We start from the raw sequence: 13584 nt of genomic DNA on the forward strand, positions 1-13584 counted from the left end.
CCTGGACCGGGCAGACTGCGGGGTGCGCACGCTCCGGGCTGCGCCCCTGCGGCCGGCGCTAGTCGCCGGCCGGCACCTGCACGAGTCGGAGCGCCTGGTCGGCGTCGTTCAGCAGAGCCCGGCCGGCGACGCGGTCCTGGGTGACGAGGCTCTTCGACAGCTTCGTGCCGATCAGGTCGCCATCGACCGTGCTGAGCGGCGCGAGGAGCATGCCCCGACGGGCCTTCTTCGCGTCGACCTGCCAACCGCGGAACCCGCTCGCCACCCCCTCGACGTCTCCCGCCAGGACGAGCCCGACCGAACGGCCCCGGTCGGACTCCATGATCGCCCGGAACACCGGTTCGGCCGGCGACTCCTTCAGGGCTTCGGCGTCGTCGACGAGCACGAGCGTGAAGCCCGCGGCGCCGGTGTCGATGGCGGCGGACAGGCCCTCGGCTCCGATCGCACCATCGGTCACGACCGTGGCTCGTGGCGCTCCGTCGAGCGCCCGCAGCGGGGACTCCCGCGGGGTCACCGCGACCACCGAACCACCGGCAGACAGCACGTGGCGGGCCATCGCGACGAGTGCGGTGCTCTTGCCCGAGCGGGGGCTGCCGCCGACGATGAAGACCGAGGTGTCCTGCACGAAGTCGTGCGTGAACAGCCGGAGCTCGTCGCCGCCGACGCCGAGTGCGACCCGGCCGACCGACGCCTCCGCCGACGGCAGGTACCGCACGGCGTCCTCGAAGGTGATGGAGCGCGGGAGCACGTCGATCCGGAACGGCTTCGGGGCGTCGGCCGACACGTGCGCACGGACCTCGTCACCGATGCCCCGGAGCGCGGCGGCCTGGTCGCGGCCCCCGAGTCCGCCGGGCAGAACGGCGACCTGGGTCTCCGTCGCCGTCGCGTTGCGGAACCCGCGCCCCGGCGGGATCGACTCCGGCAGCTTCTTGCCGTTGATGCCCTCGTAGTTGTAGTCGCCGCGGTCGGCCAGGGCAAGCAGCAGCTTCCGTTCCACCTGGCTCGACATCCGGCCGGACGTGAGGGTGCGGTCGCCGGAGACGACCAGGTGCACGCCGACGCCGACGCCCTCGCGCAGCAGGGTCTGGACGGCATCGTGCAGCATGCCGTTCTCGGCGTCCGCCAGGGTCGCCATGAAGCTCTCCCACTGGTCGAGGAACACGACGACGTGGGGCATCGGCACGGTGCCGGAGTCGGTCCGCTGTTCGGCGATCGACGAGTAGCCGCCGGCGGAGAACGCGGCCTGGCGCTCCTGCACCGTGCGGAGCAGGATGCCGAGCAGCCGCGAGACCCGGTCGGGCTCGTGCCGCTGCACGACGGCACCGCAGTGCGGCAGAGCACCGAGGGCGAGCAGGGCACCGTTGCCGCAGTCGATCCCGTACATGTGCACGTCGCCGACGCCGAGCCGCAGGGCCATCGCACCGGCGAGGGTGCGGAGGGTCTGGCTGCGACCGGAGCGTGGCGAGCCGATCACGAACAGGTGGCCGTCCGCGTCGAGGTCGAACACCGCCGGGCGCTGCCGCTGGTCACCGGGGTGGTCCTCGACGCCCCAGGCGACCGCCAGGGGCGCCAGGTCGCCGGTGCCGGTCGCCTCGACGTCGTCGAGCCCGACGACCTCGCCGAGCGGTGGCAGCCAGGGCTTCCGCTGCTCGGGGGTGCCGAGGGCTCGGGTGGCGTCGTCGATGGACGCGACGAGGACGCTCAGGTCGGTGACCTCCACGTCGCTCGCGGCGGCCTCGACGGCGGCCGGGCGAGGGGCCGGGTCACTGTACGAGGCGAACGTGAGCTCGCGGACCAGGGCGGGTCGGGCCTCCTGGTCGTCCGTGCCGGGCCGGCGCCCGCCGACGCGACCGGACTGGAACGGCAGCAGCGAGGCCGCGCCGAGCCGCACGTAGGCGCGCCCCGGGGTCGACTTCGCGATCCGCGCGGCGTCGTTCGCGCCGATGACGTCCTGGCTCTCCGACTGGTCGGTGACGCGCAGCGCGATCCGCAGGTTCGTGTTCGCGCGGATCTCAGGCGAGACGACGCCGCCCGGTCGCTGCGTGGCGAGGATGAGGTGGATGCCGAGGGAGCGACCGCGCTGGGCGATGTTCACCAGGCCCTTGACGAAGTCGGGCAGCTCACGGGCGAGCGAGGCGAACTCGTCGATGACGATCAGCAGCCGCGGCAGGCTCGGGATGGTGTCCCCGTTCGCCGCACGCTTGGCCTGCAGGTCCTGGTAGTCCTCGAGGTCCTTCGCGCCGACCTCCGCGAGGGCGTGCTCGCGGGTGCGGAGCTCGGCACCGAGCGACTCGAGCGCGCGCTCGACCTGGTGCGTGTCGAGGTCCGTGACCATGCCGACGGTGTGCGGCAGGTCGACGCAGTCCTTGAAGGCCGCACCGCCCTTGTAGTCGACGAGCACGAAGTTCATCTCGTCCGGCCTGTTCGCCACCGCCAGGGACGCCACGATCGTCTGCAGCAGCTCGGACTTGCCGGAACCGGTCGTGCCGGCGACCAGGCCGTGCGGACCGTCGTTCCGCAGATCGATCGCGAACGGCCCGTCGATCGACGCCCCCACCACGGCGGTGGTGCTGCGGCCGCCGAGCAGCCAGCGAGCCTGGACGGCCTCGGACGTCGGCGGTTCGAGCTGGAGGACGTCGAGCAGGCGGGCGGACGAGGGGATGGCGCCGTCCTGCACGTCCGGGCTGGCGTCGACGATCGGCGACAGCGACCGGGCTACCCACTCGAGCCAGTCCTGGTCGACCAGGTCGGGGCGTGCGTCGTCGATGCGCTCACTGCGCTGCTGGGTGACCCGCACCCGGTCGTCGCGGACGACCACCACCGCGTCGCACTCCTCGGGCAGGAGCCGTTCGTCCAGGTCGAGGCAGATGCTGAACACCCCGACCGACGGCCCCTCCTTGAGCACCTGCACGAGCGAGGGCATCGCGCGGAGCCGCCGTGCGCCGTCCATCACGACGACGATCTCGTCAGCTGGCGGGGTCTTCTTGCCGATACCCGCCTCTTTCCGGGCGTCGATGATCGCGGCGAGCTCGGCGATCGCCCGCGCGGTCGACGCGGCGTTCGAGGCGATGCTCGTCATCGGCTGGTCTGCACCGTCCCGGCGGACGTGCGGCAGCCAGGACATCCACTCCCACAGCGACGTGCGCGTGGTGTCGGTGAGCAGCGTGAAGGTGACGTCCTTCGGGCTCTGCAGCGTCGCGAGCTGCGCGACCACCCAGTTCGCCAGTCGTCGGGCGTCGTCGTCGGGACCGGCGATGCCGATCACGCCGCGCTCGGCCAGACGGATGCGGACCGGCACGTCCGTGGCGTCCCACGCCACGGTCCGCTTGTGGGACAGCTGCTCCGGGTCCTCGATGGTCACCTCGGAGCGCTGCGTCGCCGTGCCGACGCGGACGAGCAGGTGGTCCGGATCAGTCCGGCGTCGCTCCCACAGTCGCGGCAGCGGCGTGACCGCGGTCTCGTAGACGGCGGCCGGGTCCGGCGCGCTCGCGATCCAGCGTGCGCGTTCGGACTGGAGGCTCTCGGTCGCGTCCGCCTCGATCCGCGCCTTGGTGTCCTCGTACTCCACGACGCGCTGCCGGTACGTCTTCTTGCCCTGTCGGCGACCCTGCAGCCCTGTGATGATCATCAGGACCGGCGACAGCAAGGCGATGAGCAGGTAGATCCAGCGGCCGGTTGTCGACACGAACATGACCGCCATGCCCATCGGCGCCAGTGCCATCAGGATGGGCAGCGCCCGGGCGGGGGGCTCGGTCGGCGGCGGCGGCAGCTGGTAGCGGGTGTGCTCGTCCGGGGGCAGGATGCGCGGCGGCCGGTTGTACTCGAGCGACATGCCGTCGTCCGCCAGTGACAGATGGGCGCCACGGTCCGGAGCGCGGCCGAATCCGAGCAGTACCGCACCGATCGCGAGCTGTGCTGTCTCGGGCCAGTCCGTCTCCTCGGTGACCGGCTCACCGTCGAGCAGCGCTCCGGAGAAGCCGTTCGCCGGACGCACCTTCGCGCCGTCGGCGGTCACCGTGACCAGCAGGGCGATCTCCGGCACCGTGTCGACCCCCGACGCCTCGGCCTCCACCTCGTCCGTGGTGCTCACCGGCACCCGCACGTGCGCGGACCGTGCTGTACCGATGGTCACCGTGCCGGTGCTGACCCGGACAATCGTCCCCGCGTGCAGCCCGGAGACGATCCGGATCTCGGCGTCGGTCAGCGGACGGAGTGGCTGCGGCGGCACCTGTTCCAGGCTGCGGCTCACCACCACTCCCTCCCGGACACCGGACTCGGCGACCGACGCCGAGAGGTCGAGCTGCTGCTCCCCGACGAAGTACACCGGAGTCCGACCGGAGGCGTCGACGTCCGTCGCGATGAGGCGCTCGGCCTCGGCCACCAACTCGCGCACCGCCCGGGAATCGTCACCGTCGACGTAGACGTTCGCGGTCTGGCCGCTCTCGCGGTCGACCATCGTGAACGTGAAGGTCATGGCAATCCCCCGTAGCGTTGACTTCGTGTCGCAGGACGATGGTAGTGTCCATCCCACACGCCCCGTTGGGGGGACAACGAAACTCCGGGGAAAGGGAGTCACACCGTGGCGAACATCAACGTCTCGTACGCAGACCTCGAGGCAGCAGCCTCCGACCTCAAGGCAGGCCAGGCAGACATCGAAGACCGTCTGTCAGCACTGCAGCGAAAGATCCAGCAGCTCATCTCGGATGGCTACGTCACCGACAAGTCGTCCGTCGCGTTCGGCGAGTCCTACGACGAGTTCAACCGTGGCGTGAGCCAGACGGTCCAGGGGCTCGAAGGCCTCTCCACGTTCCTCTCGAAGGCTTCGCAGACCCTGTCCGAGACGGACGAGTCGCTGGCCTCCGGCCTCAAGGGCTGACATCGTCGTCGACCCCGTGCCCCGCGATCGCGTGGGGCACGGGGTCGTCGCGGTTCCTGTGGCGTCGTCCTGGTGGCGCCGGTTCGTGATCGGGGAGGGATTGTTCCGTGGCAGGCAAACTGCTGGTTGATCTGATGGGGCTCGGGGAGCTCCAGAACGACCTGACGACCGTGCACAGCACGCTCGAGCAGGCGCACAAGCGTGTCGATGCGTCCGACGACGAGATCGGTTCGGGGACGGTACAGGACGCTCTGCACGACTTCGACCACCGCTGGGGCGACAAGCGGGACAAGATCAGCGAGTCGACGAAGGCGTTGGCGGACATGCTGAGCTCGTCCATCGAGACCTACACCGAGACCGACGAGAAGCTCGCGCAGGCCCTGCAGGTCAACGACGAGAACGGCGGCGGCGGGCCCGTCGCCTCGAGGGCTCAGTAGCCATGGGGCGGCCGTCGGGGTGGGACGTTGTCGATCAGGGTGATGATCCGGTCAAGGGTGATCCGTCGACGTTGCGGATGATGGCGCGGGAGTACCAGCGCATCTCCGACGCAGCCGATGACGCCTCGACCCGACTGAAGTCGGTGAAGGGCTCGGGGTGGCTGACCGACTGGGAGGGTGAAGCCGCGGACGTGTTCGTCGACGCGATCGAGGACACCCCGTCGGACCTGACCAAGCTCGTCGATTCGTACGAACTCGCCGCGACGGCGTTGTCGGGGTGGGCTGACACGGTCGATGACNGTGAAGCCGCGGACGTGTTCGTCGACGCGATCGAGGACACCCCGTCGGACCTGACCAAGCTCGTCGATTCGTACGAACTCGCCGCGACGGCGTTGTCGGGGTGGGCTGACACGGTCGATGACGCCCAGTACCGGGCTGACGGTGCGTTGGCGGACGCGAAGGACGCCTCCGGGGACCTCGCCGCGGCGCAGGACCGGTTGGCAGATGCGCAGTCGAACCTGTCGCACTACCAGTCGGCGTCGAAGGACCTGTCGAAGGTCGCGGACAAGTACCCGGCCGGTTCCGAGGTGCCGGACGGGGTGGATGTTCCGTCGCCGGCGCAGTTGCGGGCAGCGTCCGACAACGCTTCCGTCGCGCAGGGGTCGGTGTCGTCGGCGCAGGGGGACATCTCGGCGGCGCAGTCGCGGATCGATGCGCCGTCGCGCAGGGGTCGGTGTCGTCGGCGCAGGGGGACATCTCGGCGGCGCAGTCGCGGATCGATGCGGCGAAGCGGCTCGTGGCGGATGCGAAGGGTGACTGGCAGGACGCGGAGCAGCGGACCGCGACGAAGATCGGTGAAGCTGCTGACGCGGGCCTCGGGAAGCAGTCCACGTGGGACAAGATCTTCGGGTCCGAACGATGGGAGACCATCGTCTCCATTGCGAAGGTCGTCGTCGCTGTTGGCGGCATCATCGTCATGATCGTCGGCGGACCGCTCGCATGGATCGTGCTCGGTGCAGCGCTGCTCGTACTCGCTGACACCCTGTACAAGATGAGCAAGGGCACCGCCGACGGGTGGGACCTCGCGTTCGCGCTGCTCGACTGCATCCCGGGTATGAAGGGGATCACCACCGCCGGACGGCTGCTGTCCGCAGCCGGCGACGCACGCAAGGCGTTCTCGCTCGCCCGCTCGACCGGATCGCTCGGCTCGCTCGCCGCCCGGACCCTCAGCGGAGCTGGCCGCTACGGCGTGATGGCGCTCAAAGAGCTTCCGCTGGCGGTGAAGCAGTTCGCGTCAAACCCGACGCGGCGACTCGAGCGCATGGCGCTCCAGGTGCGCTACCTGACCCCAGCGAACATGGTGCACAGCGCCGTCGATGCGGCGAAGGGGCTGCACACCGGCTTCTTGGGGTCGCAGGGCAAGCCGATCGTCGAGCGCCTCACCGACGCTTTCACCGCGAGTGACCGCGCCTTCAACCGCACCGTCAGCGGCGCCTACAACGCCCACGTGTCCGACATCGCTCGGACGGATCCGGCCCGGGCCAGCCAGCTGTGGCAGGGCGGCGAAGGCTACTACGGTGTCGACTCGATGACCAACGTGAACGGCCCGCACGCGCAGATCGACGCGTTCGCCTCGACGCCGTCCGGCATGCAGAGCCCGTCGGCGAGCTACGCCGTCCCGAACGCCCCGAGCGGCGACTCCGCCGCGTTCCACGAATCGGCCCAGGTCGGCGCGAACTTCGACTACCCGACCCCGTACCGTGAAGACGTCTCAGTCGCACACATCGGAGCGGACCAGCCGTACGCCGTCGGCACGGCGCGGGCCAACCCGCAGTTCGGCGCCGGCGGTGGAACGCAGTACTTCCACTCCGGCATGGCGACCGACAGCCCATCGCCGTTCCCGGCAGGCGGGCCTTCCGGCATGGACCCGAGCGTTCGGTCGATCACCGAGTCGGTCGGTATGCGCGGAGCCCTGCACGCACCGTGGCGCGCGGTGGCCTACACGCAGCCGCTCGTCGGGAGCGACGAATGATCCACGAGGGCTTCCCGGACGTCCTCGTCGTGGGACCGGTCGCCGATCGGTCGTTCTCCGATGACGGCCAGCTGGTCATCGATTACGGCACGGCGCCTCGGTGGTCCCCTGACGCAACGCTCCCGGATCTCGTCGCACGGGCGAAACTCCTAGCGCTGCTCCTCGACGCGCTCGACCCCGAAGTCGACGTCCGAGTCGGCGCACGTCACCAGTTCCTGCTCAACGACCACATCGACGGGCGCGTCGACACCCGCGCCGGTGGGACTCCGCCGCGCCTGCTCGCGTACGGCTCGCTGACGACCACTGTGATCCGGTCGAGTGACCTCGGCCGACTCGTGGATGTCCGCAACGAACCCTCGATGGCACAAGGGCTCTTCACCTTCCCCCGCGGCGCCGATGTCGTCTCGCAGATCGGCCCCGGAGCCGCACTCACGCGCCACGGCGACACCGGGTACTTCGACCAGGTCCTCTCCTTCGAGACCGACAATGCTGCACCGCCCTCGAAGCAGACCACCAAGGCACTGCACCGATGGACGAAGATCGTAGATCGCTGGCGGACGAAGGCCACTCCCGCGCAACGGGAACTCGAAGGCCCGTGGATCTGAGCGAGCCGGCCGAGCTCACGGCCTGGCGACGGGCGGTCGATACGGACCTGTGGATGCTGGCGACGGAGGACGGCGTCCCGGCGGTCATCGCCCCGGCTGACGAGTCGCCCCAGGCCGTCGCGCTCGCGTTCCTCGACCAGCAACAGGCGCAGGCCGCGGCCCCGGACGACGCGGTCCTCCTGCACACGACGCTGTGGTCGGCGCTCCGCGCGACCCCGGCCGACGTGGCTCTCCTGCTCCAGCCCGGCCAGCCCGACGAGCAGGTCCTGCTGCCCGAGGACATCGACCGGATCGTCGGTGTATCGCGAGACCGCGCGCCGGTGCTCTCACCCCGCGACCTGGCGATCACGTCGATGATCCCCGCGGTGATCGTGGACGGAGTCGTCAGCCCGCAACCGGATGGTCTGCCCGTGGGGGTGCTCCTCGACCAGGCCGGCCGATCCGGCGTCCCGTTGACGCTGGCGGCGGGGCCGACGATGCCCCTCGAACTCGACGCATGGACGACGGCGGCACTCGTCCGAGCGGCGAGCCCGTTCCCGGCGGGGTTCGACGTCGTCGTCGGTGCCCCGAAGCCGGAGCAGTACCCGGCGGTGACCGACTTCCGCGAACAGTACGACGGGGCGGCGATCAGCACGGTCGGTGTCATCGTCGAACGGGCGTCCGAGCGGATCGTGGTACTCGTCGACACGGATGACGCCGACGAACTCGGACGCGTCCGGGTCCAGGCCGCATCGCTCGTGCCCCTGCCCGTCTTCGTGACCGATCGCCGGTCCTCACCAGAGCAGGCGTGGGTGCTCGGGCGGCCCGACAGCCACGTGTCCTGATGGTGACCTGGCGCGCGAGTACCCGTCAGACGACGGTCTGGGCTGTACCGGTTCCGAACGGCCTCTACCTGGCGATCGAGTCCGATGGTCGCCCCGCCACCGAACCGCACGATCGGGATGTTCGTGTCGAGTCCGCGTACTCGGTCGCCGAGGACCGTCCGGCGACGCGAGGAGTCGCAACGCGACCGGTGACGCGGCAGTCCCTGCTCGATGACGAGCGGAGCGGTCGCTTCGTCGTGCAGGTCGCCGCCGAGGGACACGGAGACGGCGTCCTGATCACGGAACGACAGCCGCGTCGCCCAGGTCTAATCTCGTTCGCGCCGTCCGGCGTCCGCGTCCTCGAGCTGTCGGCAGCCAACGGGATCTGGGGGGACGTCGTCAGCAGACTGGCTCGGCCGCACTCGGCATGGATGCTCCTCGAGGCGTCGACGGGCGGTGCGAGCTGCACCGTCATCATCGACCCTGACCCGGACGAATGGCGGAGGCGAGCGGTCGAGGCCCTTGGTCGACGCCCGCACCCGGAGATCACCGTCGTCGACTCCCTCGACGCCGTCGCCCGTGCCTGGCGAACCGCCGCCCGCAACCTGCTCGGGCCGACATTGGCATCGACGCCCGGATGACCGAGTACGCGCGAACGGCGCACCGCCAGGGCGAGACGACGCCAGCCATGATCACCGTGAGCTCCGAGCCGTCCGGCTCGGACGGCCGATTTCGCTACTCCGTGACCGTCGTCGTCGACGGTGTCGAGCACGTCGCCGTCGAGGACGACGCCTTCGGGGCCCTGTCGACGGTGCGGATGGAGCTCGAACGACGCGGCTGGCTGCTCGGCGTCGAGGGTGCACGGATCGACGTCTGGCCGAGCGGCATGGCGAGGGACCAGGGCGGGGGCCTTCGCGCCTACCGGCTCCGACGTGGGCGTTCTCCCCGTTCAGCGGACCTGGTCGACGTGTTCGCTCCGGCTGCCGATCACCTGGCGACCGTGGCCGAGCAGCGCCTGGCGGTCGGGGTCGCGCCACTCGATCTTGCTGCCGCATCGTACGAGGACGCCGACGAGGTGGTCTCGGTCTCGGCACCGTGCGACCAGCTCGTCGCCGAACGGAGCCGGCGAGGCGGCCTCCGTGCCGCACTCTTCGGTGGCCGACGCCCCGGCGACGAGCGATGGCAGGTCGTGCGTTCGCTGGTCGGCGATGCACTGCGACCAGACCGATGGGACGAGGCCGAAGCGCTGTCCGTCGAACCGGACGGTGTGCGGCTCGTGACGACGGTCGGTGCGGACGAGGACGGTGTGCGGTGGTCGGACCTCGTCGACATTGGGGTCGACGAGGCTGGCGTGGTGCGGGTCCGACGGTTCCGACGCCGCTACACCGGACGGACCCGCGCGCACGTGGAGGTGCTGCTCGACACCCGCGCGCAGGGTCTGCCACCGACACGGTTCCGGCCGGACGAGTTGGCAGCGCTCACCGGGCAGCGGCAGGTCGATGCGCTGCGGCGGCACGTCCAGGGTCTCGGTCTGGTGCCGACACCAGCTATCGATGCAATGTTCTGGACCGACCGCGGCCGTGTCCCGACCGGTCGCGACGAGGACCAGGGGTCGAACACGACGTTCCACGGCTGGGCCGACAAGGCGGCCTACAAGGTGCTCGTCAGCGGTGTCGGGCACCTCCGGATCGTTCAGGAGAAACCGTTCTTGTCGGACTGACAAATACCGTGGTACGGTCGAGCCATGGCAGTCGAACTCAGCACCTGGGACGCCCAGGGCAACCAGACGACACCGACGTTCTCCACCATGCGGTTCCCCGCCGGTGAAGCCCACGTCAAGGTCGCGAACGACACCGCCGAGCCGGGGGGCACCACCGAGATCGCGACCCTGCGCGGCACGAACGGCGACGACCTGATCATGCTCGGCATGTGGGCGGACGCCGTGCGACAGCGCGGTTCGAAGTCCGTCGCGCTCGTCCCCTACCTGCCCGGAGCCCGGCAGGACCGCGGCCTGCCGTTCGGCGCGAAGGTCTACGCGGACATCCTCAACGGCTTCCACGTCGACCAGGTCATCGCGTTCGACCCGCACTCGCCGGTCATCGTCGGCCTGGTCGACAACCTCACCGTCGTCACGAGCGAACAGGTCGTCCGTGACGCGGTGGTCGGGGCGTCCGAGCACGGCGGTGGCGACCCGTACACCGGCATCATCGCCCCGGACAAGGGCGCGGTCCCTCGGGCGACCGCGGTCGCCCGGGCATGCGGCCTGCCGGTGTACCGCGCCGAGAAGCACCGCAACCCGGACACCGGCAAGCTCGACGGCTTCACCTGCGAACCGCTGCCGGACACCGGCCGGTTCCTGGTGGTCGACGACATCTGCGACGGTGGCGGCACGTTCATGGGCCTCGCCGGCTCGACGGGACTGCCGAAGGAGCGGCTCAGCCTCTGGGTCTCGCACGGTGTCTTCTCCGGCCGGGCAGCGCAGCTCGCCGACCACTTCGGCGAGATCGTCACCACCGACTCGTACCCCGCGCAGAACGCCATCGACGGCCTGCGCACGATCGCACTCACCCCCTACCTGACGGAGCAGATCCGATGACCCAGACCGCCCCCGCAACCACTACCGGCACCGGCGCCGCCGGCCTCGAACCCCGCATCACCACGGCGAGCCCGATCGCGCCGCTGCTGGCCGTCGACGGCTACAAGCACTCGCACCGGCAGGTCTACCCCGCGGGCACCACCCGGATCCTCATCAACTGGACGAACCGGTCGAACGCGCACATGCCCGAGTCGACGCACGCCGTGGTCTTCGGGCTGCAGGCGTTCATCCAGCGCTCGCTCGTCGAGGCCTGGGCGCCGTTCTTCGCCGCGGACGAGGACGAGGTCGCCCGACTGTTCGAAGAAGCCCTGCAGGGGTACTTCGGCCCGAACCACATCGGCACCGACCACGTCCGCGCCCTGCACCGCCTGGGTTACCTGCCGCTCGAGATCCGTGCCCTGCCCGAGGGCACCCTCGCCCCGATCGGCGTCGCGACCCTGACCGTCGAGAACACGATCGACGAGTTCTTCTGGCTGCCCAACTACATCGAGACAGCCCTGTCCGCATCGATCTGGCACCCGTCCACGGTCGCGACCAAGGCGCTCGCCTACCGCGACCTGATGGAGGACTGGGCAGCGCGCACCGGTGCCGTCCCGGCCGGCATCGACTTCGCCGCGCACGACTTCTCGTTCCGCGGGCAGTCGAGCATCGAGTCGGCTGCGGCGGGCGGGGCGGGCCACCTGCTCTCGTTCCTCGGCACCGACTCGATGCCGTCGCTCGACTTCATCGACCGGTACTACCCGGGCGACAACGGGCTGGTGGCAGCGAGCGTCCCCGCGACCGAGCACAGCGTGATGTGCGTCCGTGGTGCCGACGGGGAGCTCGCGACGTTCGAGCAGATCCTCGACGTCTACCCGACGGGCATCGTGTCGGCGGTCAGCGACGGCTTCGACCTGTTCAAGGTCGTCACCGAGACCCTCCCGGCCCTCAAGGACCGCATCACGGCCCGCGACGGCAAGCTCGTCATCCGACCCGACTCGGGCGACCCGGTCGACATCGTCACCGGCACCGTGCACGGCGTGGACGAGGCCGAGTTGCTCGCCCCCGGGCGCAGCCACGAGGAGAAGGGCGTCGTCGAACTGCTCGACGAGATCTTCGGCCACACCGTGAACGACCAGGGCTTCAAGGTCCTCGATCAGCACATCGGCGTCATCTACGGCGACAGCATCACGCTCGACCGGGCGCAGCGCATCTACGAGCGCCTCGCCGCGAAGGGCTACTCGAGCGACAACATCGTGCTCGGTATCGGGTCGTACACGTACCAGTACATGACGCGCGACAACCTCGGCAGCGCCGTCAAGGCGACCTGGGCACTGGTGGACGGCGAGCCGGTCGACATCCAGAAGGACCCGAAGACGGGCAGCGGCAAGAAGAGCGCGAAGGGCCGCATCGCCCTGCACCGCGACGAGACCGGCGAGATCCGGCAGACCGACCAGGCCACGGCCGAGGACGAGGCGACCAGCCTGCTCCAGCCGGTGTGGATCGACGGACGGTTCACGCGCCTCCAGTCCTTCGCCGACGTCCGGCAGACGCTGCGGGACGAACGTGCGGCCCGCGCTGCCCGCCGGACGACCATCGCGTGACGGCCGCCGGATCGGCGACCCGCGACCAACCGCTCATCGCGATCGACGTCGTCCCGGTGTCGTTCGCGGGGGCGGACGGCCTGCGGGTCGCCACAGCGCGTCGGGCCTACGCCCCGTACGCCGGACTGGAGGCCCTGCCCGGCGTGCTCCTGGACGGCACCGAGATCCTGGCGGACGGTGCGCGGCGCGCGCTGCGCACCAAGACCGGGATCGACGCGGCCGCGGTCCGCCATCTGGCGCAGATCGGCGCGTTCGACGGACCCGACCGCGACCCGCGGAGCGCCGCGATCAGCATCGCGTTCCTGGCGGTCGTCGAGCCGGGCACGGACTCGACGGCGACGTGGCACGCCGCCGCGGACCGCCCCCTCGCGCTGCCCTTCGACCACGACCGGATCGTCGACGCCGCGCTGGAGCACGTGCGACTGCGGTGCTGGTCGGACGTCCCCCTGACGCGTGCGCTGCTCGGATCGCCCTTCACCACGGCGGACGCCCGTCGGCTGCTCACCGCGCTGACCGGCGCGAGCCCGGACCCGGGCAACCTGAACCGGATGCTCCGGACGAACCCGGTGCTCAGCCGTGTCGACGCCCCCGCCGCGGCCGGTCCCCGCGGGGGTCGTCCCCCGGCAGCCTGGACGTGGAGCGCCTGAGCACG

Annotated in this window: 12 protein-coding genes; 11 read left to right on the top strand and 1 reads right to left on the bottom strand. The window is 70.5% G+C overall.

All coding sequences use genetic code 11. From position 1 onward, the window contains the following. Positions 1–58: 58 nt before the first annotated feature. Positions 59–4474 (bottom strand): FtsK/SpoIIIE domain-containing protein, encoded by a 4416-nt coding sequence (locus ASF75_RS12770; RefSeq protein WP_056071947.1) that lies wholly within the window; start codon positions 4472–4474, stop codon positions 59–61. Between the two features lie 105 nt (positions 4475–4579). Between ASF75_RS12770 and ASF75_RS12775 the strand changes: the two genes are divergently transcribed. The 11 genes from ASF75_RS12775 (at position 4580) to ASF75_RS12825 (ending at position 13579) form a co-directional block, all read left to right on the top strand. Beyond that, entirely contained in the window at positions 4580–4876 is a 297-nt protein-coding gene (locus ASF75_RS12775) for a WXG100 family type VII secretion target (RefSeq protein WP_017888162.1), read from the top strand. Between the two features lie 107 nt (positions 4877–4983). Next, positions 4984–5313: a DUF6507 family protein gene (locus ASF75_RS12780; RefSeq protein WP_152427322.1), complete on the top strand. Its 330-nt coding sequence runs from the start codon at positions 4984–4986 to the stop codon at positions 5311–5313. Between the two features lie 2 nt (positions 5314–5315). After that, positions 5316–5612 (top strand): WXG100 family type VII secretion target (locus tag ASF75_RS18145; protein WP_268750874.1); only part of this gene is annotated, 297 nt, incomplete at its 3' end. A 497-nt stretch (positions 5613–6109) separates the two neighbouring features. Beyond that, the gene (locus ASF75_RS18150; RefSeq protein WP_235517673.1) at positions 6110–7345 is read left to right on the top strand and encodes a hypothetical protein; all 1236 of its coding nucleotides are present in this window, start codon (positions 6110–6112) and stop codon (positions 7343–7345) included. After that, positions 7342–7950, top strand: a complete 609-nt coding sequence (locus ASF75_RS12795) for a hypothetical protein (protein ID WP_017885450.1) — start codon at positions 7342–7344, stop codon at positions 7948–7950. Before ASF75_RS18150 ends, ASF75_RS12795 begins: the two co-directional genes overlap by 4 nt. 53 nt (positions 7951–8003) lie before the next feature. After that, entirely contained in the window at positions 8004–8774 is a 771-nt protein-coding gene (locus ASF75_RS12800) for a hypothetical protein (RefSeq protein ID WP_156463881.1), read from the top strand. A 188-nt stretch (positions 8775–8962) separates the two neighbouring features. Next, positions 8963–9394 (top strand): hypothetical protein, encoded by a 432-nt coding sequence (locus ASF75_RS12805; protein ID WP_156463882.1) that lies wholly within the window; start codon positions 8963–8965, stop codon positions 9392–9394. Continuing rightward, a complete protein-coding gene (locus tag ASF75_RS12810) occupies positions 9391–10473 on the top strand; it encodes a hypothetical protein (protein ID WP_056071959.1) in 1083 nt (360 codons plus the stop codon). Before ASF75_RS12805 ends, ASF75_RS12810 begins: the two co-directional genes overlap by 4 nt. Positions 10474–10497: 24 nt before the next feature. Beyond that, on the top strand, positions 10498–11349 hold the full coding sequence (locus ASF75_RS12815) for a phosphoribosyltransferase family protein (RefSeq protein WP_056071961.1): 852 nt from the start codon (positions 10498–10500) through the stop codon (positions 11347–11349). Next, positions 11346–12932, top strand: a complete 1587-nt coding sequence (locus tag ASF75_RS12820; RefSeq protein ID WP_056071964.1) for a nicotinate phosphoribosyltransferase — start codon at positions 11346–11348, stop codon at positions 12930–12932. Before ASF75_RS12815 ends, ASF75_RS12820 begins: the two co-directional genes overlap by 4 nt. Then, positions 12929–13579 carry an NUDIX domain-containing protein gene (locus tag ASF75_RS12825; RefSeq protein ID WP_017885456.1) on the top strand — a complete coding sequence of 217 codons (651 nt, stop codon included), beginning with the start codon at positions 12929–12931 and terminating at the stop codon, positions 13577–13579. The genes ASF75_RS12820 and ASF75_RS12825 overlap by 4 nt, the downstream gene beginning before the upstream one ends. The last annotated feature ends 5 nt before the right edge of the window (positions 13580–13584 follow it).

This window comes from Curtobacterium sp. Leaf154 (assembly GCF_001424595.1).
Taxonomy (GTDB): domain Bacteria; phylum Actinomycetota; class Actinomycetes; order Actinomycetales; family Microbacteriaceae; genus Curtobacterium; species Curtobacterium poinsettiae.

Excerpts from the sequence above, each read along its gene's own strand:
- ASF75_RS12770 (WP_056071947.1), bottom strand. The coding sequence starts at position 4,474 with ATGACCTTCACGTTCACGATGGTCGACCGCGAGAGCGGCCAGACCGCG.
- ASF75_RS12820 (WP_056071964.1), top strand. The coding sequence starts at position 11,346 with ATGACCCAGACCGCCCCCGCAACCACTACCGGCACCGGCGCCGCCGGC.
- ASF75_RS12800 (WP_156463881.1), top strand. The coding sequence starts at position 8,004 with ATGCTGGCGACGGAGGACGGCGTCCCGGCGGTCATCGCCCCGGCTGAC.
- ASF75_RS12795 (WP_017885450.1), top strand. The coding sequence starts at position 7,342 with ATGATCCACGAGGGCTTCCCGGACGTCCTCGTCGTGGGACCGGTCGCC.
- ASF75_RS12815 (WP_056071961.1), top strand. The coding sequence starts at position 10,498 with ATGGCAGTCGAACTCAGCACCTGGGACGCCCAGGGCAACCAGACGACA.
- ASF75_RS12810 (WP_056071959.1), top strand. The coding sequence starts at position 9,391 with ATGACCGAGTACGCGCGAACGGCGCACCGCCAGGGCGAGACGACGCCA.